The following is a 24,461-nucleotide window of genomic DNA, read 5'->3' as shown; positions in this document are numbered from 1 at the left end:
CGGCCGACGGCGGGGCTCAGGCCCCGCCGATCTCCTCGATCACCTTGCCGGAGCCGCCGCAGTCCGGACACTCCGTCCCGCCGACGCGGCCCGAGCCCTTGCAGGTCCGGCACACATTCTCGCCCGTCCCCGGCGTTCCGGGCGGGGCCTGATCGCCCGGGTTCATGACGGGCCTGTCCTTGTCGTCATCCATGGCGACCTCCATCCCGCACAACGCGCCAGCCCAAGGCGGGTTCAGGCCGGAGTCTCCTCTCTGCATCCTTAGGGACGCCATGCTGGCGCATGGCTCCCCAGGATGAGGGGGCGTTCACATGGCCGAGACGGGCCGCTTACGCCCTCTCCCCGTAACGGGGAAAGCGCGGGGGTGAGGGGCCGTTCGGCCCGCCTTGATCGACCCCCCTCATCTCGCCGGGCCGAGGTCGGGATGCGCCACCGAGCGCACCCTTCAAGTTACGTCTCGCGGTTGCGAAAAAGGAAGACGGGGTGTGGCTTGCGGCGCACAGTCGGAAGGAGGCCCAGCCGCTAAGCTGCCGTGGTTGAGGTTCGTCCCCTCCCAGGAACCCGCTCTCTCGTCATGGCCCGCTCCGCCCGCCCGTCCGTCAACCCCGCCCTGGATGCGGCAGGCCTTCTGCGCCGGTTCGGGTTCGCGATCCTGGTCGTGGCCGCGCCGCTGCTGGCCGTCGGATCGCGGCGCGGCCTCGTCGTCGCCGCGCCGGTCGGCATCGCCCTCATGGTGCTGGCGAGCGCGATCGAGAGCGAGGGACGCCAGCCGCTCGACCGGGCGGTTCGCTCGCTCCTGACCCCGACCGCCGGCGTGGCGGTGTTCCTGGCCTTCTGGGCGGCGCTTTCGCTGCTCTGGACGCCGTTCCCCTCCGAGGCGACCGAGCGCCTGCTGAACCTCTCGGCGTCTGCGCTGGTCGGCCTCGTCGCCGTGTCGAGCCTGCCGGACCGCATGCGCGTCACCAATCTCTATCTGATGCCGATCGGGGCGGGCCTGGCCGCCCTGGCCGCCCTGGCCATCGCATGGCGGGCCGCCTCCGGCCGCAGCCCCGATCCCGAGCTCGACCGCGCCTTGCTGGAGCGGGGCTTGCTGGTCACGGTCGTCCTGGCGCCCGCCGCCGTGACATGGCTGCTCTCCAAGGACAGGCTGGCCTCCGGCTTCGCCCTCGTGGCGGCCGTGACGGCGGCCCTGATCCTCGGCGACAATCTGCCCGCGCTCGTGGCGCTGGTGCTGGGCGCGCTGGTCTACGCCTGCGCCACCGTCAACCCGCGGCTGGGGCGGCGCGTGGCGCTGGCGCTGCTGCCCGGGCTCGTGCTGGCCGCCCCCCTCGTCCCCTTCGCGCTGCGGCCTCTGGCCAAGCTCGTCTTCGGGGTCGCCAGCGCGCGCGCCGACGCGATCCGGGTCTGGTGCCGCATCGTCACCGACCAGCCGCTGCGCCTGCTCACCGGCCACGGGCTCGACACCGCCTTGCGGGCGCGCCTGGCCGGGCTCCTGCCGGCGGGGTCGCCCAGCGGCCTTCTGTTCGAGATCTGGTTCGAGCTCGGTTTCCTGGGCGCCGCCGCGCTCGCGCTGCTGCTGGCGCGCGCCGTCGTGGGATCGAAGCGGCTTTCGCCAGGGGCGAGCCCCGGCGCCCTGATGATGCTGACCGTCGCGTTCACGCTCGCGGCGCTCGGGCAAGGGGCGGCGCAGGCCTGGTGGCTCTCCACCCTCGTGCTCGGCGCGGTGACCATCATCGCGGTGGACCGCGGCCAGTACCGCACCAGCCGGCCGAAGCCGGGCCGCGCCCCGGAGACGGCGGCCGACGCCAAGCCGACGCCGTCTCCGGCGCAGACTCCGTCCGGACCGGGCGCGAACCGGTCCCAGCGCCCCGTGCTGAGGCCCTAGAGCATGCTGCGAAAAGGCGGAAACCGGATTTTCGCGCCAAAGCATGCGACCACCAGGAAACGACAGCATGCTGTGTTTCCGTCGAAACACGGCATGCTCTAGAAGCCGGCCACCTGCGGCAGCGCGCTGGCGTCCGCCCGGCCCTCATGCACCGCGTGGCACGCGACGCCGTCCGCCAGCGGCGGGATCTCGCGGCGGCAGCGGTCATTGGCGAGCGCGCAGCGCGGATTGAAGGTGCATCCCGAGGGCGGCGAGATCGGGTTCGGGATCTCGCCCTGCACCGGCGTGCGCGGCCGGCCCGACATGGCCAGATCCGGCACCGCGTCGAGCAGCATGCGGGTATAGGGGTGCCGCGGATGCGAGAAGAGCCGCTTGGCCGGCGCGACCTCGACGACGCGGCCGAGATACATGACCCCGATGGTCGCCGCCATGTGGCGCACGACGGCGAGGTTGTGGCTGATGAACAGATAGGTCAGTCCCAGCCGGTCCTGGAGATCCTTCATCAGGTTCAGGATCTGGGCCTGGACCGACACGTCGAGCGCCGAGGTGGGCTCGTCGCAGACGATGAAGTCGGCCTCCGCCGCGAGCGCGCGCGCGATGGCGACGCGCTGGCGCTGGCCGCCCGAGAACTCGTGCGGGAACTTGGCCGCGTCGGCAGGGTCGAGCCCGACGAGGCGCAGGAGCTCGCCGACCCGCGCCTCGACGCCCTGCTCCCGGGCGAGGCCGAAGGCCCGGATCGGCTCGGCGATGATCCGACCCACCCGCCAGCGCGGATCGAGGCTGGCGTAAGGGTCCTGGAAGATCATCTGGATGCGGCGGCGCAGCTTTCGGCGGGCGGCGGCGTCCTTGGACGCCGTCATCGAGACGCCGTCGATCATCACCTCGCCGGAGGTCGGCGGCAGCAGGCCCACCACCATGCGGGCGACCGTCGACTTGCCGGAGCCGGATTCGCCGACCAGCGCGAAGGTCTCGCCGCGCCGGATGGTCAGCGTCACGCCGTCGACCGCCTTCAGATGCTGGCGTCCCTCGCGCGCGAGCGTCCGCTCGAGCCAGGGCTTGGAGACGTCGAAGACGCGGCGCAGGTCGCGGATGTCGACGAAGTTCGGGTCGGCCTCGGCGCTCATGCGACGCCTCCGGCGACCGCCGCGGGCCTGACGGCGGCCGCGACCCGGTCGCGCTGCACCAGGGCCTCGGCGTCGACGCCCGGTTCGTCATAGAGATGGCAGGCGACGAGATGCTCGCCGCGGCTCAGGAGTTCCGGCCGCTCCACGCGGCAGCGGTCATGCGCGTGCGGGCAGCGCGGATTGAAGGCGCAGCCGGCCGGGATCCGGGTGAGGCGCGGCATCGAGCCGGGGATCTGCACGAGGCGGTCGGCGGAGCTCTCCAGGGTCGGGATGGAGCCCATCAGGCCGGCCGCATAGGGGTGGAACGGCCGGCTGACCACCTCGCGGACCGGCCCGATCTCGGCGACGCGGCCGGCATACATCACCGCCACGCGGTCGGCGGTCTCGGCGATCACCCCCATGTCATGCGTGATGAGCATCACCGCCGTGCCGCGCTCGGCGCAGATGCGCTTCAAGAGCGTGATGATCTGCGCCTGCACGGAGACGTCGAGCGCCGTGGTGGGCTCGTCGGCGATCACCAGTTCGGGCTCGGCGCAGAGCGCCAGGGCCAGCACGACGCGCTGGCGCATGCCGCCGGAGAACTCGTGCGGGTAGCCGTCGATGCGCCGCTCGGGCGCCGGGATGCCGACCTCGGCGAGGAGCTCGATGGCCCGGCGGCGCGCCTGCGCGGCGTTCAGCGGCAGATGCGTGCGGATGGTCTCGGTCAGCTGGTCGCCCACCCGGTAGAGCGGGTTGAGGCTGGTCAGCGGATCCTGGAACACCATGCCGATGCGCTTGCCGCGCACGTGCCGCATGGCCTCGGGCGAGAGGTTGTCGATGCGCTCGCCCTGCAGCCGCACCTCCCCGGAGGCGATGCGGCCGGGCGGCTCGATGAGCCCGATGACGGCCGAGCCGGTCACCGACTTGCCGGCGCCGGACTCGCCGACGACCCCCAGCACCTCGCCCTTGTGGATGTCGAAGGAGACGCGGTCGAGCGCGCGCAGCACGCCGCGTCGGGTGACGAACTCGACGCAGAGGTCGCGGACGGAAAGGACGGGTTCGGTCATCGCAATTTCGGGTTGAGGGCGTCGCGCAGCCAGTCGCCGAGCAGGTTCACGGCCAGCACGAACACGGCCAGCGTCACGCCCGGAAAGGCCACGATCCACCATTCGCCGGAGAACAGGAAGTCGTTGCCGATGCGGATCAGCGTGCCCAGCGAAGGCTGCGTCGGGGGCAGGCCGACGCCCAGGAAGGAGAGCGTCGCCTCGGTGATGATGGCCAGCGCGAGATTGATGGTGAGGATGACCAGCACGGGGCCGATCACGTTGGGCAGGACGTGGCGCAGCATGATCAGCCAGGCCGGGACGCCCATCAGGCGGGCCGCGTGCACGTAGTCCTTGTTCTTCTCGATCATGGTCGAGCCGCGGATGGTGCGCGCGTACTGGACCCAGAAGGACAGTCCGATCGACACCACGAGCACGCTGAACGCGGTCTGCTCGCGGCCGAGGCCCTTGAACACCGATCGCACCACGCCGTCGATGACGAGCGCGATCAGGATGGCCGGGAAGGTGAGCTGGATGTCGGCCACGCGCATGATCAGCGCGTCGACCCGCCCGCCCACATAGCCGGCCAGCAGGCCGAGCCCGATGCCCAGCGTGGCCGCGATGATGACGCCCACGATGCCGATGATCAGCGACACCCGCATCCCGTACAGGATGGCCGACCAGAGGTCGCGGCCCTGGTTGTCGGTGCCGAGCAGGAAGCGCGGATCGCCGCCCTCTATCCAGCGGGGCGGGAACAGCGAGTTCATCAGGTCGACGCTGGCCGGGTCGAAGGGGTTCGTGGGCGCGATCCAGGTCGCCAGCAGGGCGCCGAAGATCATCAGCACGGTGACCAGGCCGGAGACCATCGTGAGCTTCGACGACAGGAAGCTCGCCAGCAGGTCGGAGTCCCGGAAGCGGGCGTAACGCGAGCGCGGGTCCGGCGTCTGGGTCGACAGGGGGGAGGTGACGTCGGCCATCAGGCGGCCTGCATGTTGGCGCGGAGGCGCGGGTCGACCACCGCGTAGAGGATGTCGACCACGAGGTTCACGACGACGAAGATGAAAGACACCAGAAGCAGATACGCCGCCATGATCGGGATGTCGACATTCTGCACCGCCCCGAGGAACAGCGCGCCCATGCCGGGCCACTGGAACACATATTCGGTGATCAGCGCGAAGGCGATGATGGAGCCCAGCTGCAGGCCCGCGATGGTGATCACCGGCACCAGCGTGTTCTTCAGCGCATGGCCGAAATGGACGGCCCGGTCGGAGAGCCCGCGCGCCCGGCAGAACTTGATGTAGTCGGTGCGCAGCACCTCCAGCATCTCGGCCCTGACGAGGCGCATGATCAGCGTCATCTGGAACAGGCCGAGCGTGATCGCCGGCAGGATCAGCGCCTTGATTCCGCTGACGGTCAGCAGACCGGTGGACCACCAGCCGAGCGACACGACGGCGCCGCGCCCGAAGGAGGGCAGCCAGCCGAGCTGCACGGAGAAGATCCAGCGCAGCAGGATGGCGATCAGGAAGGTGGGCAGCGACACGCCGATGAGCGACACGCTCATGAACACGCTCGACAGGAACGAGCCGCGCCGCAACGCCGTGTAGACGCCCATCGGGATGCCGACGACGAGCGACATCAGGGCCGCCATGAGCGTGAGCTCCAGCGTCGCCGGCATGCGCTCGCCGATCAGCGTCGAGACGGGCTGGCGGAACTGGTAGGAGATGCCGAAGTCGAACCGGGCCGCCCGGACGAGATAGCGTCCGAATTGCACGATCGACGGATCGTCGAGCCCGAGATCCTTGCGGATCTGCTCGCGCTGCTCGGAGGGAGTGTCGATGGAGACAATCTGGTTGACCGGGTCGCCGACGAGCCTGAACAGCGCAAAGGCGATCACGCCGACGGAGAGCAGCACCAGGACGGACTGGAACAGGCGGCGCAGGATGAAAGCGAGCATGGTCCTCTTTCGTGGGGCCTTGCGGATGGTCTGAGCGGGCGTCCGCCGGACCGTTCAGGCGGGAACGGGGCCGGGATCCCGCGCCGTCGCCCGGTCGGGGAGAACGGCGACGTCACCGGCGCCCGCTGAAGGCGCCGGTGACGATCGGGCTTACTGCTTGGTGATCCAGTACAGCAGCACCTGGTTGTCGGCGCGCTGCACCAGCTTCACGTTCTTGGCCACGCCCCAGGCCAGCGACTGCTGGTGCAGGGGAATGTAGGAATAGTCGTCGAAGCCGATCTGGAAGGCCTGCTTGATCAGCTGGTTGCGCTTGTTGACGTCGGTTTCCACCAGGATCTGGTCGGTGAGCGCGTCGAGCTTCTTGTTGCAGTAGCCGCCCAGGTTCGTCTCGCCGCGAGCCACGTTGGCGTCGTCGCGGCAGCCCATGATGTCATAGAGGACGTTGTGGCTGTCGAGCGTGCCGGGCGTCCAGCCGAGCAGGTAGAACGAGGTCTTGTAGCCGTTCGGCTTCAGGATCTTGGCGAAGTACTGCGCCTTGGGCTGGGCGTTCAGGTTGATCTTGACGCCCACGCGCGCCAGCATGCCGACCACCGCCTGGCAGATCGGCCCGTCATTGACGTAGCGGTCCGTCGGGCAATCCATGCCGACCTCGAAGCCGTTCGGATAGCCCGCCTCGGCCAGGAGCTTCTTGGCGCCGTCCGGATCCACCTTCGGGCGGGTGAAGTCCTTCGACAGCGCGAACAGCTCGGGCGCGATCATCAGCGCGGAAGGCGTCGACAGCCCGCGCATGACGCGGCTCTTGATCGCCTCGATGTCGATGGCCTTGTAGAACGCCTCGCGGACGCGCACGTCCTTGAAGGGGTTCTTGCCCTTGACGTTCGATTCCAGCAGTTCGTCGCGGGTCTGGTCGAAGCCGAGGAAGATGGTGCGCAGCTCGGGGCCGGTCAGCACCTGGGCGTTGCCGGTCTGGCTGATGCGCTGGATGTCCTGGATCGGAACCGGCTCGATGATGTCGACCTCGCCCGAGAGCAGCGCCGCGACGCGGGTCGAGTCGGAGTTGATCGGGGTGAAGATCACCTCGGTGAGGTTATGCTCCGGCTTGCCCCACCAGCCCGGGTTCGGCTTGAACACGGTCTTCACGCCCGGCTGGTGGCTCTCGATCTTGAACGGGCCGGTGCCGTTGGCGTTGAGCGAGGCGTAGCTCGGCGTCGTCGCGCTGGCCGGAGTGGGGGCGACGGCGTTGTTCGCCTCGGCCCACTTCTTGGACATGATGTACCAGGTGTCCCACTGGTAATGCAGGATCGGGTTCGGCGACGACAGCACCACGTCGACGGTGTGGTCGTCGACCTTGACGAATTTGGCGTCCTTGGGGACGCGCGTCGTGAAGTTCGACCCGGCCGCGCGCACGCGGTCGGCCGAGAACAGCACGTCGTCGGCGCTGAAGTCCTCGCCATTGGCGAATTTCACGCCCTTGCGCAGGTAGAAGCGCCAGCGCGTCGGCTCGGGGGTCTCCCAGCGTTCGGCCAGTCCGGGTCCGATGGCCAGGTCCTTGCCGCGCGAGGTCAGGCCCTCATAGACGTTGCCCAGATGGGCGTTCGTCGTCGTCTCGTTGAGGGTGTAGGGGTCGAGCGACTTGAGGTCGCCCTGGTTGGCGTAGCGCAGGGTGGCCGCCGAGACCGGCGCCACCGCGGCTGACCCGGCCGACAACGCCAGGGCCGCTGCGGCCGCGAAGAGAACCTTGCGAAGCATCGAGTGAAACCCTCCGTTCCGGATGAAGCGCCGTCGCGTCCCCTCGACAGCGGCGGTCGTCGATCTCCGGGATTGCTTATTTTACGCGCCGGTCCGGCGCGAAGCCGCGAGAGTAGACGGGCTTTCGGCGCGCGGTCCAGTTGTTTTCGGCTTCAAACGATGCGCTCAGGCGGCCAGCTCGGCGATCAGGCCCCGCATGAAGCGCGCGCCCTGCTCGAGCTCCGAGATCTCGATATATTCGTCGGCCTGATGGGCCTGGGCGATGTCGCCCGGGCCGCACACCGCGGTCGACCACCCGGCCCGCTGGAACAGCCCCGCTTCCGTGCCGTAGGACACCACGCCCACGGCGTTGTCGCCCGTGAGCCGGCGCACGAGGCGCTCGGCCGCCCCGTCCGGCTCCGGGCGCAGCCCGTGCACGGCGGCCCGGTGGACGATGTCGACGCCGGCGTCCGGGGCGATCCGCCGCATCCGGGGCTCGATCACGTCGCGCACATAGGCTTCGAAGCGGGCCTTGAACGCCCACGGGTCCTCGGTCGGGATGGCGCGGATCTCCGAGACGAACTCGCACCGGTCGGCCACCACGTTGGCGGCCGTCCCGCCGCGGATGTAGCCGCAATGCAGCGTGGTGTAGGGCGGCTCGAACGGGCTCGCCGGATCGGCGTTGCGCCGGTTCTCCTCCATGACGTCGTCGTGCCAGGTCACCAGCCGGGCCGCCACCATGGTGGCGCTCACGCCGGTGTCGATCCGGCTGGAATGGACCGTATGGCCGCGCACGGTGGTGAAATAGGACACCGACCCCTTGTGGCCGTTGACCAGCTTCATGCGCGAGGGCTCGCCGACGATCACGGCCGAGGGCGTCGGGGTGCGGGCGGCCATCTCGTCCACCATGGAGATCGCGCCCTGGCAGCCCACCTCCTCGTCATAGCTCAGCGCGAGATGGACGGGCCGCTTCAGCCCCGCCTTCAGCATGTCGGGCACGAAGGCGAGGGCCAGCGCGTCGAAGCCCTTCATGTCGCAGGCGCCCCGGCCATAAAGCCTGCCGTCGCGCTCCGTCAGGGTGAAGGGATCGCTCGTCCAGGCCTGCCCGTCGACCGGCACCACGTCGGTGTGGCCGGACAGCACGACCCCGCCCGCCTCGGCCGGGCCCACGGTGGCGTAGAGATTCGCCTTGTCTCCCGCCGCGTTGGGGACGAGCCGGCTCTCGACCCCGTGGGCCGCCAGGTAGTCCCTGATGAAGTGAATGCAATCCAGGTTGGAATCGCGCGAGACGGTGGGAAACGCCACGAGGCGGGCCAGCATCTCGCGGGGTGTCAGGTTCATCAGGATAGCCTCCGGTTGCGGCCAGAGTTTCCGTCGCGCGGCGCCGCGTCAAGGGCGCCGGCCGCGGCCGCGGCCCCGATCGCCGCCGTTGACCAAAGCTGGGCCATCCGATTTGCTGGCCGCCCCACCCCTGCGGCCCGCAGATCCGGCCGCCTGCAGAACCGAGCGTCCCCCATGCCGATCATCAACCGCGTCGCCGCCCTCTCCGATGAGATCGCCGCCTGGCGACAGGACTTCCACACGCATCCCGAGCTCGACTACGACGTCCACCGCACGGCCGGGATCGTCGCCGAGAAGCTGAAGGAGTTCGGCTGCGACGAGGTCGTGACCGGCATCGGCAAGACCGGCGTCGTGGGCGTCATCAAGGGCCGCCTCCCGGGCGACAAGGTGATCGCCATGCGGGCCGACATGGACGCGCTGCCGATCCACGAGGAGACCGGCAAGCCCTACGCCTCGCAGACGCCCGGCAAGATGCACGCCTGCGGGCATGACGGGCACACCTCCATGTTGCTGGGCGCGGCCCGCTACCTGGCCGAGACCCGCAACTTCGCCGGCACGGCGGTGGTGATCTTCCAGCCGGCCGAGGAGGGCGGGGGCGGCGGCCGCGCCATGGTGGAGGACGGCGTGATGGACCGCTTCGGCGTCACCGAGGTCTACGGCATGCACAACATGCCCGGCCTGCCGGTCGGCGCTTTCGCGCTGCGCCCCGGCCCGCTGATGGCGGCCGCCGACCGCTTCACGCTGGAGATCGCCGGCCGCGGCGCGCACGCGGCGCATCCGCACGCCTCCATCGACACCGTGATGGTGGCGACCCAGATCATCACGGCCTTCCAGACGATCGTGTCGCGCAACGTCGATCCGCTGGAGGCCGCGGTGGTGTCGGTCACCTATGTGCGCGCCGGCGACGCCTTCAACGTGCTGCCCCAGAGCGCCACCCTGAAAGGCACCGTCCGCACCCTGAACCCCAAGGTGCAGGACCTCGTGCAGGCCCGCATGCAGGAGATCGCGACCGGCGTCGCCGCCCTGCACGGGGCCGTCGCGACGCTTCAGTACGACCGCGGCTATCCGTGCACGGTGAACCACGAGGCCCAGACCTCGTTCGCGGCGGACGTCGCCGCGCAGGTGGTCGGCGCCGACCGGGTGAACGCCGCCGTGCAGCCCACCATGGGGGCGGAGGACTTCTCCTACATGCTGCTCGCCCGCCCGGGCGCCTTCATCTTCACCGGCAACGGCGACACGGCCGGGCTGCACAATCCCGGCTACGACTTCGACGACAAGGCCATCCCGGTGGGCGTGAGCTACTGGGCGAGGCTCATCGAGACCGCGATGCCGGCGGCCTGAGCCGCCCCGCAAGCGCGCCGCCGCGGCCATCAGCGCCGCGCGGCGACGCCGCTGAGCGGGTTCTCCGGATCCCAGCCGTACCGCACCGTCTCGAAGCGCATGCTGCGCGCGTCGATCATCAGCAGGCGCCCGACGAGGCCCTCGCCGAAGCCGACGATCTCGCGGATCACCTCCAGCGCCATCATGCTGCCGACGACGCCCGCCAGCGCGCCGAGCACTCCCGCCTCGGCGCAGGCCGGGATGGCGCCGGGCGGGGGCGGTTCGGGAAAGAGGCAGCGATAGGTCGGGTTCGGCGCGCCGTCCGGGCCCGATTCATGCGCCCTGATGGTCGTCAGCGAGGCGTCGAAGGGCCCGAGCGCGCCCGTCACCAGGGGCCGCTTCGCCCGGAAGCAGGCGTCCGCCACGGCGTAGCGGGTCTCGAAATTGTCGGACCCGTCCGCCACGACGTCATAGGCGGCGGCGAGCGCCTCGGCGTTGCGGCCGTCCAGCCGAAGCCGATGCTGCTCCACCCGCACATGGGGATTGAGCCGCGCCACCGCCTCCGCGGCGCTCTCCACCTTGGGGCGGCCGATATCGGGCGTGCCGTGGATCACCTGCCGCTGCAGGTTGGAGAGCGACACGACGTCGTCGTCGACGATCCCGATCGTCCCCACCCCGGCCGCCGCCAGATACTGGATCATCGGCGCGCCGAGGCCTCCCGCCCCGATCGCGAGCACGCGGGCGGCGCGCAGCTTCTGCTGCCCCGGCCCGCCGACCTCGCGCAGCACGACGTGGCGGGCGTAGCGCTCCAGCTCGTCGCCGGCGAGGCTCACCTGCGGCCCCGGGCCCAGTCGAGCCCCTCCTCGAGGCGGTCATTGCCCCAAAAGAGCTCCCCGTCCGGGGTGACGAGCGCGGGCGCGCCGAAGATTCCGAGCCGCTCGGCCTCTTCGGTCTCCTTGCGCAGCGCGTGCTTGACGAGGTCCGTCTGCGCCGCCGTCACGGCGGGCTCCAGCTCGAACCCCGTCTGCCGCACGGCGTCGGCGATCACCTCGGGGTCGGCGATCGAGCGGCCCTCGCAGAATTCCAGCCGGAACACCGCCTTGGAGTAGGCTGGCCGGGCGTCCTCGGGCAGCGCGATCGCGACGCGCGCCGCATGGAGGCTGTTCTGCGGAAACGGCTCCGGCCGCGTCAGCGGCAGGCCCATCCGGTCGCACCAGCGCTCCATGTCCCGCCACATGTAGCGGCCCTTCACGGGCTGCAGGTTGAAGGGCGTCGTCGCGAAGCCCTGGGCCTTGAAGATGACGCCCAGCAGGAAGGGCCGCCAGCGCACGGCGACGCCGCGCTCCTGCGCGAGCGCCTCGATCCGCTCCGCGGCCAGGAAGGAATAGGTGGAGGCGAACTCGTACCAGAAATCGACATGGGGTTGCATGGGCCGGACGGTAGCAGCGCCGGGGGGCTTTGCAAGGCGCCCGCGCGGCCGGCGATGCGTCGTCAGGCGAACAGGAAGTCCGACATGGCGAGGTTCGACAGGCTCACATTGCTGAGCGTGATCGTGTCGTTGGCCGAAAGCGAGATGCAGACATCCGCGCCGACCTGGGCCGAGGCCTTCAAAAGGTTGGCGTAGCTGGTCATCGACGTGCCGAGCAGGCGGATCACGTCGTGGTCGGCGCCGCCCGCGACGAAATCGCTGATCACGTCCTTCCCGGCAGCGACGCCGAACACGAACACGTCCGCCCCGGCGCCGCCCGACAGCGTATCCGCCCCGCCGCCGCCCACCAGCATGTCGGCCCCGCCGCCGCCCTGGAGGCGATTGGCGAGGGCGTCGCCGGTGATCATGTCGGCGTAGGACGAGCCGATCACGGCCTCGATTCCGGCGATGCGGTCGCCGGCCGCGTCGCCGAGCCCCTGCGCGGGGTCGGCGAGGCTGAGGCGCACGCCCGCCAGCGCGCTGGCGTAGCTCACGGCGTCGAAGCCCGCCCCGCCATCCAGCGAGTCGGCGCCGACGCCGCCCAGCAGGGTGTCGTCGCCCGCCCCGCCCAGCAGGGTGTCCGCGCCCGCGCCGCCCAACAGCTGGTCCGCTCCGGCCCCGCCTTCGAGGCGGTTCGCCCCGGCGTCGCCCGTGAGCACGTCGTTGAAGGACGATCCGACCACCGCCTCGAAGCCCGAGATGACGTCGCCCGCGGCCGCGCCGCCGGACACGGCGCCGGTCTGCAGGTTCACCGACACGGCCGCGGCCGAGTCCGCGTAGGAGAGCGCGTCGAAACCGTCGCCGCCCGAGAGGCTGTCGGCCCCGAGCCCGCCCGACAGCCAGTCGTCGCCGGCGCCGCCGAACAGCGCGTCCGCGCCCGTTCCGCCCTTGATGCTGTCGACGCCGGCGGCGCCGTCGAACCAGCGGCCCGCATTGTCGGCCACGAAGCTGTCCGCATAGGCGGAGCCGACCCAATGCTCCACGCCGGTGAAAACGTCGCCGGCGGCGTCGCCCTTCTGGTTGGCCGCCATGAGCAGGTCGATCGCCACGCCGGCGGTCGCGGTGGCGTAGCTCGCCGTGTCCATGCCGGCGCCGCCGTCCAGGGAGTCCGCGCCGGCGCCGCCGACCAGGAGGTCGTCGCCGGCGCCGCCCAGCAGCGTGTCGGCGCCGGCGCCGCCGTAGAGCTGGTCGAGGCCAGCGCCGCCATCGAGGAGGTTGGCGTTCGCGTCGCCTCGCAGGACGTCGTTGGAGCCGGAGCCGATCACGGCTTCGACCCGGACCAGGAGATCCCCGGTCGCCTCGGCGCCGGCGCCCAGCCCCGCGCCGAGATCCACCGTGACGCCGCCCGAAGCGGCCGTATAGGATGCGGTGTCGAAGCCGTCGCCGCCGTCGAGGCTGTCGGCCCCGAGACCGCCGACCAGCGTGTCCGCGCCGGCGCCGCCCTGCAGCGTGTCATTGCCGGCGTTGCCGTTCAGCAGGTTGTTGGCCTGGTTGCCGACCAGAATGTCGTTGGCCGAGCCGCCATTGGCGGCCTCGATCAGGGAGCGCAGGTCGCCGTTGGACAGGAACGCGTTGGCGATCATTCCGGGCGCATAGGCGGTGGGGCTGAACTGCGCCACCTGCGAACCGGCGAGGTTGGTCTCAGTGACCCACGAGCCCGGATTGAGGTCGATCCGCAGCCCGCGCGTGTAGGCCGAGAAGTCATAGGTGTCGAAGCCGCCGCCGTCCCACAGCGTCATCTCGATGCGGGCGCCGGCCGGCGCGCCCTGGCCGACGCCGTTGATGAACATCTCGCCGGTGGTCTGGCTCCACCGGTAGGTGGTCGCGCCCGCATTCGTGTTGAAGTTGGCCCCATAGAGGCTCTGGAGCGCCTGGATGTCGTACAGCATCGGCGTCTGGGCGTAGCTGCCCGGATAGTTCACGACGTTGTAGCGCGCGCCCGGGAAGGCCTGGTACGACATGATCGTGTAGTCGTTGCCGTCGAGGCTGGACGGCATGGCCCCGAAGGAGCCGCTGGTCTCGAAGGAATGCTTCAGCCCCAGCGCGTGGCCGATCTCGTGCATCACCGCCAGGTAATCGAACGTGCCGGTCTGCGGCGGGGTGGTCCAGCTCCGCTTGAACCAGGCGTCGCCGCCGGCGCCGGCCGTGGGCATATAGGCCCACGCATAGGCGCCGCTGGAGTCGACCGCGCCCGAGCGGCCGAAGCGCATGTCGCCCGCGCCTCCGCTGGTCTCCGTGAAGGTCAGGTTGGCGAAAGAGGAATACTCGGCCAGCACGGAGCGGACCATGGTCTGCTGGGCGGCGGTGAACGCCGCAAAGCCTTGCCGCGTTTCCGCGTAGCCTCCCGCCCAGTTGTAGTCAGCGCCATACTGGCTCGCGAGCGTCGGGAAACTGAAAGTCAGGTTCGCGGTGTTCCAGGGCACGCCGGACAGCAGACCGTCCACAGTGCTCTTGCCCGTCGGGGCGACATACACGCCGAAAGCCATGCAGCAACTCGCATCCTTCGCCACTGCACAATGCAAGTGGTAGGCGTGTAATTGATTATTGCACGTTATAGGCGCACTAAGCGGATCGCTCGCATTCGAACGATCGGCCACTTATTCGTGCTAAGGCCATGGAACGGGAGGCTGAGCTTGCGCCGGGCTCGACCATGCCTATAGTCCCGCGCGATTTCCCACGGCGAGGCCGGCGGTTCTCGTTCTGCGAGGCGCGCCGGCCGCAGAGAGATGACGATCATGGCCGAGAAGCGCGTCAACAAGGTCGTGCTCGCCTATTCGGGCGGGCTGGACACCTCCATCATCCTGAAGTGGCTGCAGACCACCTATGGCTGCGAGGTCGTGACCTTCACGGCCGATCTCGGCCAGGGCGAGGAGCTGGGCCCGGCGCGCGACAAGGCCCTGCTGCTCGGCATCAAGCCCGAGAACATCTTCATCGAGGACGTGCGCGAGGAATTCGTGCGCGACTACGTGTTCCCGATGTTCCGCGCCAACGCGCAATATGAGGGGCTGTACCTGCTCGGCACCTCCATCGCCCGCCCGCTGATCGCCAAGAAGCAGATCGAGATCGCCGAGAAGGTCGGGGCGGACGCCGTCTCGCACGGCGCCACCGGCAAGGGCAACGACCAGGTCCGCTTCGAGCTCGGCTACTACGCGCTGAAGCCCGACATCACCATCATCGCGCCCTGGCGCGAGTGGGACCTGACCTCCCGCACCAAGCTGCTGGAGTTCGCCGAGCAGAACCAGATCCCGATCGCCAAGGACAAGCGCGGCGAGGCGCCCTTCTCGGTGGACGCCAACCTGCTGCACGCCTCCTCGGAGGGCAAGGTGCTGGAGGACCCGGCCCAGGAAGTGCCCGACTACGTCTACTCGCGCACCATCGACCCCGAGCAGGCGCCCGATACGCCCACCATCATCACGATGGACTTCGAGAAGGGCGACCCGGTCGCGATCGACGGCGTACGGATGTCGCCCGCGACCCTTCTGACCAAGCTGAACGAACTCGGCCGCGCCAACGGCATCGGCCGGCTGGACCTCGTCGAGAACCGCTTCGTTGGCATGAAGAGCCGCGGCATGTACGAGACGCCCGGCGGCACGATCCTGTATTTCGCCCACCGGGGCATCGAATCCATCACGCTCGACCGCGGCGCGGCTCACCTCAAGGACGAGCTGATGCCGAAATACGCCGAGCTGATCTACAACGGCTTCTGGTTCTCGCCCGAGCGCGAGATGCTGCAGGCCCTGATCGACAAGTCGCAGGAGGCCGTCACCGGCCGCGTCACCCTGAAGCTCTACAAGGGCTCGGCTTGGGTGATCGGCCGCGAGAGCCCCTATTCGCTCTACGACCAGGACCTCGTCACCTTCGAGGAAGGCGCCGTGGCCTACGACCACCGCGACGCCCAGGGCTTCATCCGCCTCAACGCCCTGCGCCTGCGCACGCTGGGCGCGCGCAAGCGCAAGCACGGGCTCTAAGGCCCCCGATCACGCATCCGTGTGGCCGCCGCGAGGGCGCCACACTTGCCGGGTACCGGGTCGCGATCCACCTTTCTCGGGATGCGTCGGCCCCAGGCGGGGCCGGGCCCGGCCCGGAGGCGTAGCCGCTGCGGATGAAACGAGCGCTGTTCATGGCGGCCGGCATGTTTGCGGTCGCGCTCGCGGTCGTGGCCGCCGCCTACGCCTATTCGCGCCCCACCGAGCTGACCGTCGCGGTGGGTCCGCCCACCAGCGAAGACGCCAGGCTCGTCCACGCGGTGGCGCAGAACCTGCGCCGGGACCGCGCCGCCATCCGGCTGCGCATCGTCACGGTGCCCGGCCCCGCCGAGGCGGCCGCGACCTTCGACGACGGCAAGGCCGACCTCGCGGTGGTGCGCAGCGACCTCGCGACGCCGGCCGCCGGCCAGCTCGTCGCCATCCTGCACCGCAACGCCGCCGTCCTGCTGGCCCCCGGGGGCAGCGCCATCTCGGGCGTGGGCGACCTGCGCGGCAAGACCGTGGGCGTGCTGCGCCATTCCCCCGTGAACGACCGGCTGCTGGAGACCATCCTGCAGCAATACGAGGTGCCCGGCCACGAGGTGGCGCGCGTCGCGCTCGATCCCGACGACGTGCTGCCCGCCGTGCGCGACCGCCGCGTGGACGTGGTGCTGGCCGTGGGGCCCGTCACCGGCAACCTCGTCCCGGCCGTCGTGGCGGCGGTGGCGGCGGCCAACGGCTCCGCGCCGGTGTTCCTGCCCATCGCCGAGGCGGACGCCATCGCGCAGCGCACGACCGCCTATGACAGCCTGCAGATCGTCCGCGGGGCCTTCGGCGGCGCGCCCCCGAAGCCGAGCGAGTCGGTCTCCACCATCGCGGCGGTCTACCGCATCGTGGCCCAATCCAAGCTGGCGGACTCGCTGGTGACCGATTTCACCCGCCGCCTCTACGAGATGCGGCCGGACCTCGCCGCCGCCGTGCCGCTGGCCGCCCGCATCGAGGCGCCCGACACCGAGAAGGGCGCCCGCATCACGGTGCATCCCGGCGCCGCCGCCTATCTGGACGGCGACGAGGAGACCTTCCTGGATCGCTATGGCGACTGGTTCTACATCATCGCCATGGTGGTGGGCGGCGTGGCCTCCGCCGGCGCCGCCTTCGCCGGCCGGCTGCGCACGCGCGGCCACGAGCAGGCGCAGCGGCTCGAAAGGCTGCTCGGCATCATGCGCAAGGCCCGCACGGCCGAGAGCCAGAAGGCGCTCGACGATCTCGAGGTGCAGGCCGACGAGGCCTTCTCGGAGACCCTGGCGCTGGCCACCCGCGAGCAGATCGACACCGGCCGCCTCGCCACCTTCTCGCTGGCGCTGGAGCAGGTCCGCCACGCCATCTCCGAACGCCGCCGCGTCCTCCCCGACAGACCCGCCGACGACCGCGCCCCCCGCACCCTCACCCCCCTCCGCGCCGCGGGGGAGTAGGGGGGGGAGGGGAGCCTCAGGCTTGCTTCTTTTGCAGCCCTTTAGCACACCAGCTACGGCTTCTGTTGAGCTTCACTAAGTCCGATAGAGACGGTGGCTGATGTCTTCGGTTTGTCGCCGCTCCTATTGGGCAGCAAATCGCGGTAAGAACAATGTCCTATAAGAGGCCAACGAAACCGGGAAACACGCCGACTCGGGCGAGTCTATTCACCTCCCCCTTGTTCTCCACCAACCGCGCCCCATCTTTCTTCTACCGACGCGTGCGCTGGTCAGCCGCCGCCGGGACGCTCCCGTGACGCAATCCTTCGTTGTCCGGGGAGCCCCGGTGTGCTATTGCGCCGCAACGAATGAATACGGACAGGCCGAGGACCAGCCCGACTCCCACGGAGCCGGGCTTTGGCGTTTGGCGATTGAGAGATCACCCATGAAGCTGCGCAACATCGCGATCATCGCCCACGTCGACCATGGCAAGACGACCCTGGTGGACAAGCTCCTCGCCCAGTCCGGCACCTTCCGCGAGAACCAGAAGGTCGCCGAGCGCGCGATGGACTCCAACGACCTGGAGCGCGAGCGCGGCATCACCATCCTGGCCAAGTGCACCTCGGTGCAGTGGAAGGATGTCCGCATCAACATCGTCGACACGCCCGGCCACGCCGATTTCGGCGGCGAGGTGGAGCGCATCCTCAACATGGTGGACGGCGTCGTCGTGCTCGTCGACGCGGCCGAGGGCCCCATGCCGCAGACCAAGTTCGTGGTCGGCAAGGCGCTGAAGCTCGGCCTCAAGCCCATCGTGGCCATCAACAAGATCGACAAGCCGGAGGCGCGCGCCACCGAGGTCGTGAACGAGGTGTTCGACCTCTTCGCCGCGCTCGACGCCACCGACGACCAGCTCGATTTTCCCATCCTGTACGGCTCGGCCAAGCAGGGCTGGATGGCGAAAAACCCGGACGGCCCCAAGACCGACCTCGCCCCGCTCTTCGACCTCGTGCTCGAGCACGTCGCGCCTCCGGCCGTCGAGGAGGGCGCGTTCCGCCTGCTCGGCACCATCCTGGAGGCGAACCCCTATCTGGGCCGCATCGTCACCGGGCGCATCACGTCCGGCACGGTGAAGCCGAACCAGGCCTTCAAGGTGTTCGACGCCAAGGGCGCGCTCATCGAGCAGGGCCGCATCTCCAAGGTGCTGGGCTTCCGCGGCCTGGAGCGCGTGCCGGTGGACGAGGCCGAGGCCGGCGACATCGTCGCCATCGCCGGCATGGTGAAGGGCACCGTCGCGGACACCTTCTGCGACCCCTCCGTCGAGGGCCCGCTGCCGGCCCATCCCATCGATCCGCCCACCGTCACGATGCAGTTCCGCGTCAATGACAGCCCGCTCGCCGGCACCGAGGGCGACAAGGTCACCAGCCGCGTCATCCGCGACCGCCTGCTCAAGGAGGCCGAGGGCAACATCGCGCTGCGCGTCACCGAGTCGCCCGACAAGGACGCCATGGAGGTCGCCGGCCGCGGCGAGCTTCAGCTCGCCATCCTGATCGAGCAGATGCGCCGCGAGGGCTTCGAGCTCGCCGTGTCGCGCCCGAAGGTGGTGTTCTCGCGCGACGAGGCCACCAACGAGATCCTCGAGCCCATCGAGGAGGTCACGATCGACGTGGACGAGGAGCATTCGGGCGTCGTCGTGCAGAAGATGTCCGAGCGCAAGGCCGAGATGATGGAGATGCGGCCTTCGGGCGGCAATCGCCTGCGCCTCGTGTTCCACGCTCCGACCCGCGGCCTGATCGGCTATCTGGGCGAGCTGCTGACCGACACGCGCGGCACCGCGATCATGAACCGCATCTTCCACGAATATGCGCCGTGGAAGGGCGAGATCGCCGGCCGCCGCAACGGCGTGCTGATCTCCAACGACATCGGCGAGGCCGTGGCCTATGCGATGTGGAACCTGGAAGACCGCGGCCCGATGATGATCGAGCCGGGCTGGAAGATCTACCAGGGCATGATCGTGGGCGAGCACAGCCGCGACAACGACCTGGAAGTGAACCTGCTGAAGGGCAAGAAGCTCACCAACGTCCGCGCCGCCGGCAAGGACGAGGCCGTGCGCCTCACCCCGCCGATCCGCATGACGCTTGAGAAGGCGCTGGCCTATATCCAGGACGACGAGCTGGTCGAGGTCACCCCCAAGGCGATCCGCCTGCGCAAGGTCTGGCTGGACCCGAACGACCGCAAGCGCGCCGAGCGCGCCAAGGAAGCCGTGGCGTAAGCCATTCCGGTCTCCTGAAACGAACAAGCCCCGGGTTGCGCCCGGGGCTTTTTTGTCTCTTGCTCTCCCGGTCCGGGAGGGGGGCTTACTTCGCGTACAGGTCCTTGTGCTGCTCGCGCAGCACGTTCTTCTGCACCTTGCCCATGGTGTTGCGGGGCAGCTCCTCGGTCAGGAACACGCGCTTCGGCTGCTTGAACTTGGCCAGCCGGCCCTCCAGGCGCGCCAGCACGTCCTTTTCGGTGAGCGTCGACCCGGGCGGCACCACCACCACCGCCGTCACGCCCTCGCCGAAGTCCGGATGCGGCACGCCGATCACGGCGCTCTCCACCACGCCCGGGATGGAGTCGATCTCGGTCTCGACCTCCTTGGGATAGACGTTGTAGCCGCCCGTGATGACGAGGTCCTTGCCGCGGCCGACGATGTGCACATAGCCGCGCTCGTCGATCTTGCCGAGGTCGCCGGTAATGAAGAAGCCGTCGGGCTTGAACTCCGCCGCGGTCTTCTCCGGCATGCGCCAGTAGCCCTTGAACACGTTCGGGCCCTTCACCTCGATCATGCCGACCTCGCCGTCCGGCAGCGCCGCGCCGCTCTCCGGGTCGACGACGCGCAGCTCCACGCCGGGCAGCGGGAAGCCGACGGTGCCGGGCACGCGGTCTCCGTCATACGGGTTGGAGGTGCTCATATTGGTCTCCGTCATCCCGTAGCGCTCCAGGATGGCGTGGCCGGTGCGCTCGCTCCAGGCGCGGTGCGTCTCGGCCAGCAGCGGCGCCGAGCCGGACACGAAGAGGCGCATATGCGCCGTGGTCTCGCGGTTGAGCCGCGGCTCCTGCAGCAGGCGCACATAGAAGGTCGGCACCCCCATCATGGTGGTGGCGCGCGGCATCAACCGCATCATCTCGTCGGCGTCGAGCTTGGGCAGGAACAGCATCGAGGCGTTCGCCATCAGGATGGTGTTCGTCGCCACGAAGAGGCCGTGCGTGTGGAAGATCGGCAGCGCGTGCAGCAGCACGTCGTCGGCGGTGAAACGCCAGTATTCCTCCAGCGTCAGGGCGTTCGAGGCGAGGTTCCAATGCGTCAGCATGGCGCCCTTGGAGCGGCCCGTCGTGCCTGATGTATACAGAATGGCCGCCAGGTCGTCCTTGCCGCGGGCGACGTCGGCGAAATCGGCCGGCATCGTCCGGGCGAGCTCCATCAGCGATCCGTCGCCGGACGTTCCCAGCGTCTCCGTGGCCGCAACCCCGAGCCGCGCGGCCAGTTCGCCCAGCGCCGCGCCGTTGCGCGGGGAGGCGACCACCATCCGGGGCTCGGCGTCGCCGATGAAGTATTCCAGCTCGGCCAATGTGTATGCCGTATTGAGCGGCAGGTATACCGCGCCCGCCCGCAGGCAGGCCAGGTAGAGCATGATCGCCTCGGCGCTCTTCTCCACCTGCACGGCGACGCGGTCTCCGGTCTGCACGCCCCGGGAGGTCAGCCCATGGGCGAGCCTGGCCGAGAGCTCCAGCATGTCTGCGTAGGTGAAGCGCCGGCCGTCGCTGGTTTCGATGAACAGCTTGCCGGGCGTGCCGATGCGCTGGCGAACGAGCGCGAAGAGATTGTCGGACATGATGCGTCTTTCGGTGTTGCTCTACTGCAGCGGGACGACGTCGCGGGAGGGAAGGTCCGACCTGAGCGCGCCGCGGACGCTGGAGGCGGCGGCCACCCGCCCCTTGTTGACGAAGGCCTCGTGGTTCCGCTCGATGTCGTCGAGGTCGTAGAGGTAGTTGACCATCAGCCCGTGGGCCTGGGCCATGCCCTTGCGCGACGCGTCTCCCAGCCAGTTGATCCGCTCCAGGCGGGCGCCGTTGCCCAGATGGAAGCGGGCCACCGGGTCCACCGGTCGTCCGCCGGGGGTCTTGGCGCGCAGGAAGTAGTAGGCCGCGGCCTCGGTCAGGGTGCGCCGGAGCGCCGGCAGCCGGGCCGGGTCCTGCGCCCAGCCCTCCTGGTCCAGGCCCTCCAGCACGGTCTTGTCCTCGCGCGTCAGCGCCTGAGACGCCTCGTTGCGGCGCTCGCGGGCCAGCCAGGAGGCGAAGCCCGGAACGGGCGAGAGCGTGACGAAGGCCTTCAGGGTTGGAACCTGCCGGGCCAGTTCCTCGACCACCTGCTTGATCAGGAAATTGCCGAAGGAGATGCCGCGCAGCCCCTCCTGGCAGTTCGAGATGGAGTAGAACACGGCCGTGTTGGCCTGCCGGGGCTCGATGACGGCGCGGTCCTCGGCCAGCAAGCCGCCGATGCCGCCGGGGATCTCGGAGGTCAGCGCCACCTCCACGAAGATCAGCGGCTCGTCGACCACCTGCGGGTGGAAGAAGGCGAAGCAGCGCCGGTCGGCGGGCTGCAGCCTGCGGCGCAGGTCGTCCCAGCTCTCGATGGCGTGGACCGCCTCGTAGCGGATGATCTTCTCCAGGATGTTGGCGGGGGTCGACCAGTCGATCGGCCGCAGCACCAGGAAGCCGCGGTTGAACCAGGAGGAGAAGAGGTGCTGGAAATCGGCGTCCAGCGCCTCCAGCTCGGGGTGCTCGCGCTGGTGCCTGAACAGCTCCTCGCGCATGCGCACGAGGCGCAGCGTGCCGCCGGGCGACAGGTTCAGGCGGCGGATCAGCTCCTGCCGGCGCGGCTCCGCGGCCTTGTGCAGGTCGAGCAGCGTGCGATGGTCGGGGGCGGCCCGATAGGCCTCGATGGCCCGCTCGAGCTGCTTCGGCTCGGCCCCGAAGCGCAGCACCAGCTCGCGCAGGAAGGCGCATTTGCCGGCGTCGTCCAGCAGGTCGTAGCGGTCGAGGACCTCCCGGGCCAGGGCGACGCCTGAGGCCTCGCCGCGGCTGGAGAGGAGCTCGGCGCAGAGCCCCGCCAGGTCCTTGCCGCCGCCGAGCCGCCCGCTCGTGATGATGGCGCGGCCGCGGTCGGCGATCGACTGCAAGAGGTCGCTGAAGAAGGAGATGTTGACCGCCTGCCTCCAGCCTGGCGCGGCGGCGGCGACGGCTCCGGGGGTCTCTGGCTCGAGATTCGTCATTTGGTCGGTCCTGCCGGGCCCATCACCAGATCGGGCAGCAATGTCGAGATCTGCGGGAACAGGCAGAGCAGCAGCACCGCCAGCGCCATCAGGATCACGAAGGGCACCGTCCCCATGATGACGTCCCGGAGCGGGATGTCGGGGGCGATGTTGCTGATCACGAAGATGTTGAGGCCCACCGGCGGGTGGATCAATCCCATCTCCATCACGATGGTCATCACCACGCCGAACCAGATGAGGTCGAATCCGGCGGCCTTGAGCGGGGGCAGGATGATGGGCGCGGTCATCAGGATGATGGAGACCGGCGGCAGGAAGAAGCCCAGCACGATCACCATCAGCAGGATGACGATGAGCAGCAGCCACTTGGACAGTCCGAGCGCGACGATCCATTGCGCGGTGGACTGGCTGATGTGGAGATAGCTCATCACATAGGCGTAGAGCAGCGACATGCCGATGATGAGCATCAGCATCGTGCTCTCGCGCAGGGTGGCCTGCAGGATCGGCGAGAGGTCGGCGGGCTTCCACACGCCGTAGATCGCCGCGATCAGGGCGAGCGCCAGCACGCCGCCGAGCCCGGCGGTCTCGGACGGGGTCGCGAAGCCGCCATAGAGGGCGATCATCACGCCCGTGAGCAGCAGCACGAAGGGGATGACGCGCGGCAGCAGCGAGAGCTTGGCCTTGGTGGTGAGAAGGTCCTCCTCGAGGATGGGCGAGGATGGACCGCCCGCCTCGAAGGCGCGCTTGGCGGCCGCGTATTCCTGCCGGAAGCGGACGCCCGCATAGCCGGCGAAGAGCGCCACCAGGAGGAAGCCCGGCCCGATGCCGGCCAGGAACAGCCGCCCGAGCGACTGCTCCGCCGCGACCGCATAAAGGATCATCGTGATGGAGGGCGGCAGCAGGATGCCGAGCGTCCCGCCGGCCGCGATGATGCCGGCCGCGAACCCGCCCGAATAGCCGCGCCGGCGCATCTCCGGGATGCCGGCCGACCCGATGGCCGAGCAGGTCGCCGGGGACGAGCCCGCCATGGCGGCGAACAGCGCGCAGGCGAACACATTGGCGATGCCGAGCCCGCCGGGGATGCGGTGCATCCAGGCGTGCAGGGCGGAATAGAGGTCCTGCCCGGCCCGGGATCGGCCGATCGCCGCGCCCTTCAGGATGAAGAGCGGGATGGCCAGCAGCGTGATGGAGGACATCTCCTCATAGACGTTCTGCGTCACCGTATCGAGCGACGCGCCCGGCATGAAGAAGGCCATGAACAGCACGGCCACCGCGCCCAGCGCGAAGGCGATCGGCATGCCGGAGAACATGGCGCCCAGGGTCGCCCCGGCGTAGAGAAGTCCGATGGCTCCGGTGCTCAACGCCCGCTCCTGTTCAGCGCGACAGCCGCCTGCAGGAGCAGCTGGATGGTGAGAAGCAGCATGCCGGCGGCCATGAGCGAGTAGGGGATCCAGAGCGGAGGCCCCCATGTCGAGGACGAATGCTGGTCGTCCACCCAGGCCTCGTGCAGCAGCGTGAAGCTCTTCCACGTGAAGAAGGCGCAGAACGCCGCCGACGCGAGGTCGGTGCAGATCAGCCGGATCCGGTTGGCCCGGGGCGACATCAGCGCCGCGAAGGCCTCGATGCCGACATGGCCGCGGCGCGCCTGCACGGCCGCGCCGCTCAGGAAAGTCGCGCCGACCAGCAGGAAGACGGCGGTCTCGTCCTGCCAGTCCGTCGGGATCCTGAGGAAGTAGCGGACGACGACGCTGTAGCTCAGCACCACGGCGGCGGCCACGACGGCGACGCCGCCGACGCCGAGCACCAGGCGATTGACCACCGTCATCGCCCGCACGAGCACCCCGAGCGGCCCCGGGACGACCGGGGTCTCGACCGGCGCGACGACATCCGGCAT

The 24,461-nt window shown here is 69.6% G+C and carries 19 protein-coding genes; 5 read left to right on the top strand and 14 right to left on the bottom strand.

Annotation, left to right across the window (positions count from 1 at the left end):
- Window positions 1-16: 16 nt before the first annotated feature.
- Window positions 17-193 (bottom strand): hypothetical protein, encoded by a 177-nt coding sequence (locus tag ACYVO7_RS02350; RefSeq protein WP_460448235.1) that lies wholly within the window; start codon window positions 191-193, stop codon window positions 17-19.
- Between the two features lie 381 nt (window positions 194-574).
- Between ACYVO7_RS02350 and ACYVO7_RS02345 the strand changes: the two genes are divergently transcribed.
- A complete protein-coding gene (locus ACYVO7_RS02345) occupies window positions 575-1,885 on the top strand; it encodes a peptide ABC transporter permease (RefSeq protein WP_460448234.1) in 1,311 nt (436 codons plus the stop codon).
- Window positions 1,886-1,983: 98 nt separating this feature from the next.
- On the opposite strand, the gene ACYVO7_RS02340 is transcribed toward ACYVO7_RS02345, so the two are convergent.
- The 6 genes from ACYVO7_RS02340 to argE form a co-directional block, all read right to left on the bottom strand.
- The gene (locus tag ACYVO7_RS02340) at window positions 1,984-3,009 is read right to left on the bottom strand and encodes an ABC transporter ATP-binding protein (RefSeq protein WP_460448233.1); all 1,026 of its coding nucleotides are present in this window, start codon (window positions 3,007-3,009) and stop codon (window positions 1,984-1,986) included.
- A complete protein-coding gene (locus ACYVO7_RS02335; RefSeq protein ID WP_460448232.1) occupies window positions 3,006-4,055 on the bottom strand; it encodes an ABC transporter ATP-binding protein in 1,050 nt (349 codons plus the stop codon). The genes ACYVO7_RS02340 and ACYVO7_RS02335 overlap by 4 nt, the downstream gene beginning before the upstream one ends.
- Window positions 4,052-5,008: an ABC transporter permease gene (locus ACYVO7_RS02330; RefSeq protein WP_460448231.1), complete on the bottom strand. Its 957-nt coding sequence runs from the start codon at window positions 5,006-5,008 to the stop codon at window positions 4,052-4,054. Before ACYVO7_RS02330 ends, ACYVO7_RS02335 begins: the two co-directional genes overlap by 4 nt.
- Window positions 5,008-5,985 carry an ABC transporter permease gene (locus ACYVO7_RS02325; protein ID WP_406856027.1) on the bottom strand — a complete coding sequence of 326 codons (978 nt, stop codon included), beginning with the start codon at window positions 5,983-5,985 and terminating at the stop codon, window positions 5,008-5,010. Before ACYVO7_RS02325 ends, ACYVO7_RS02330 begins: the two co-directional genes overlap by 1 nt.
- 150 nt (window positions 5,986-6,135) lie before the next feature.
- Window positions 6,136-7,734 carry an ABC transporter substrate-binding protein gene (locus ACYVO7_RS02320; protein ID WP_460448230.1) on the bottom strand — a complete coding sequence of 533 codons (1,599 nt, stop codon included), beginning with the start codon at window positions 7,732-7,734 and terminating at the stop codon, window positions 6,136-6,138.
- Between the two features lie 165 nt (window positions 7,735-7,899).
- Window positions 7,900-9,054 (bottom strand): acetylornithine deacetylase, encoded by a 1,155-nt coding sequence (argE, locus tag ACYVO7_RS02315; protein WP_460448229.1) that lies wholly within the window; start codon window positions 9,052-9,054, stop codon window positions 7,900-7,902.
- 174 nt (window positions 9,055-9,228) lie between these two features.
- On the opposite strand from argE, the gene ACYVO7_RS02310 reads away from it, so the two are divergent.
- A complete protein-coding gene (locus tag ACYVO7_RS02310) occupies window positions 9,229-10,395 on the top strand; it encodes a M20 aminoacylase family protein (RefSeq protein ID WP_460448228.1) in 1,167 nt (388 codons plus the stop codon).
- A gap of 29 nt (window positions 10,396-10,424) precedes the next feature.
- On the opposite strand, the gene ACYVO7_RS02305 is transcribed toward ACYVO7_RS02310, so the two are convergent.
- From ACYVO7_RS02305 to ACYVO7_RS02295, 3 genes are all read right to left on the bottom strand, one after another.
- Complete coding sequence (locus ACYVO7_RS02305; protein WP_460448227.1) at window positions 10,425-11,207, bottom strand: HesA/MoeB/ThiF family protein; 783 nt, start codon at window positions 11,205-11,207, stop codon at window positions 10,425-10,427.
- The gene (locus ACYVO7_RS02300) at window positions 11,204-11,803 is read right to left on the bottom strand and encodes a DsbA family protein (protein WP_460448226.1); all 600 of its coding nucleotides are present in this window, start codon (window positions 11,801-11,803) and stop codon (window positions 11,204-11,206) included. Before ACYVO7_RS02300 ends, ACYVO7_RS02305 begins: the two co-directional genes overlap by 4 nt.
- Before the next feature lie 62 nt (window positions 11,804-11,865).
- Window positions 11,866-14,328: a M10 family metallopeptidase gene (locus tag ACYVO7_RS02295; protein ID WP_460448225.1), complete on the bottom strand. Its 2,463-nt coding sequence runs from the start codon at window positions 14,326-14,328 to the stop codon at window positions 11,866-11,868.
- A 249-nt stretch (window positions 14,329-14,577) separates the two neighbouring features.
- Between ACYVO7_RS02295 and ACYVO7_RS02290 the strand changes: the two genes are divergently transcribed.
- The 3 genes from ACYVO7_RS02290 to typA all read left to right on the top strand — a co-directional run bounded on the left by ACYVO7_RS02290 (window position 14,578) and on the right by typA (window position 19,527).
- Window positions 14,578-15,810, top strand: a complete 1,233-nt coding sequence (locus tag ACYVO7_RS02290; protein WP_460448224.1) for an argininosuccinate synthase — start codon at window positions 14,578-14,580, stop codon at window positions 15,808-15,810.
- A gap of 134 nt (window positions 15,811-15,944) precedes the next feature.
- On the top strand, window positions 15,945-17,279 hold the full coding sequence (locus ACYVO7_RS02285; RefSeq protein ID WP_460448223.1) for a TAXI family TRAP transporter solute-binding subunit: 1,335 nt from the start codon (window positions 15,945-15,947) through the stop codon (window positions 17,277-17,279).
- A 424-nt stretch (window positions 17,280-17,703) separates the two neighbouring features.
- On the top strand, window positions 17,704-19,527 hold the full coding sequence (typA, locus tag ACYVO7_RS02280) for a translational GTPase TypA (protein ID WP_460448222.1): 1,824 nt from the start codon (window positions 17,704-17,706) through the stop codon (window positions 19,525-19,527).
- A gap of 85 nt (window positions 19,528-19,612) precedes the next feature.
- Here the strand turns inward: typA and ACYVO7_RS02275 are convergent, their stop codons facing one another.
- From ACYVO7_RS02275 to ACYVO7_RS02260, 4 genes are read right to left on the bottom strand one after another with little or no spacing between them, the layout of a single operon-like run.
- Window positions 19,613-21,130 carry a malonate--CoA ligase gene (locus ACYVO7_RS02275; RefSeq protein ID WP_460448221.1) on the bottom strand — a complete coding sequence of 506 codons (1,518 nt, stop codon included), beginning with the start codon at window positions 21,128-21,130 and terminating at the stop codon, window positions 19,613-19,615.
- Window positions 21,131-21,151: 21 nt separating this feature from the next.
- On the bottom strand, window positions 21,152-22,570 hold the full coding sequence (locus ACYVO7_RS02270) for a malonyl-CoA decarboxylase (protein ID WP_460448220.1): 1,419 nt from the start codon (window positions 22,568-22,570) through the stop codon (window positions 21,152-21,154).
- The gene (locus ACYVO7_RS02265; protein WP_460448219.1) at window positions 22,567-23,928 is read right to left on the bottom strand and encodes a TRAP transporter large permease; all 1,362 of its coding nucleotides are present in this window, start codon (window positions 23,926-23,928) and stop codon (window positions 22,567-22,569) included. Before ACYVO7_RS02265 ends, ACYVO7_RS02270 begins: the two co-directional genes overlap by 4 nt.
- Window positions 23,925-24,461 (bottom strand): TRAP transporter small permease, encoded by a 537-nt coding sequence (locus tag ACYVO7_RS02260; RefSeq protein ID WP_460448218.1) that lies wholly within the window; start codon window positions 24,459-24,461, stop codon window positions 23,925-23,927. The genes ACYVO7_RS02265 and ACYVO7_RS02260 overlap by 4 nt, the downstream gene beginning before the upstream one ends.

This window comes from Alsobacter sp. SYSU BS001988 (genome assembly GCF_054796215.1).
Note: the sequence above shows the minus strand (reverse complement) of the source record. Positions and strands in the feature narration are given on the sequence as shown.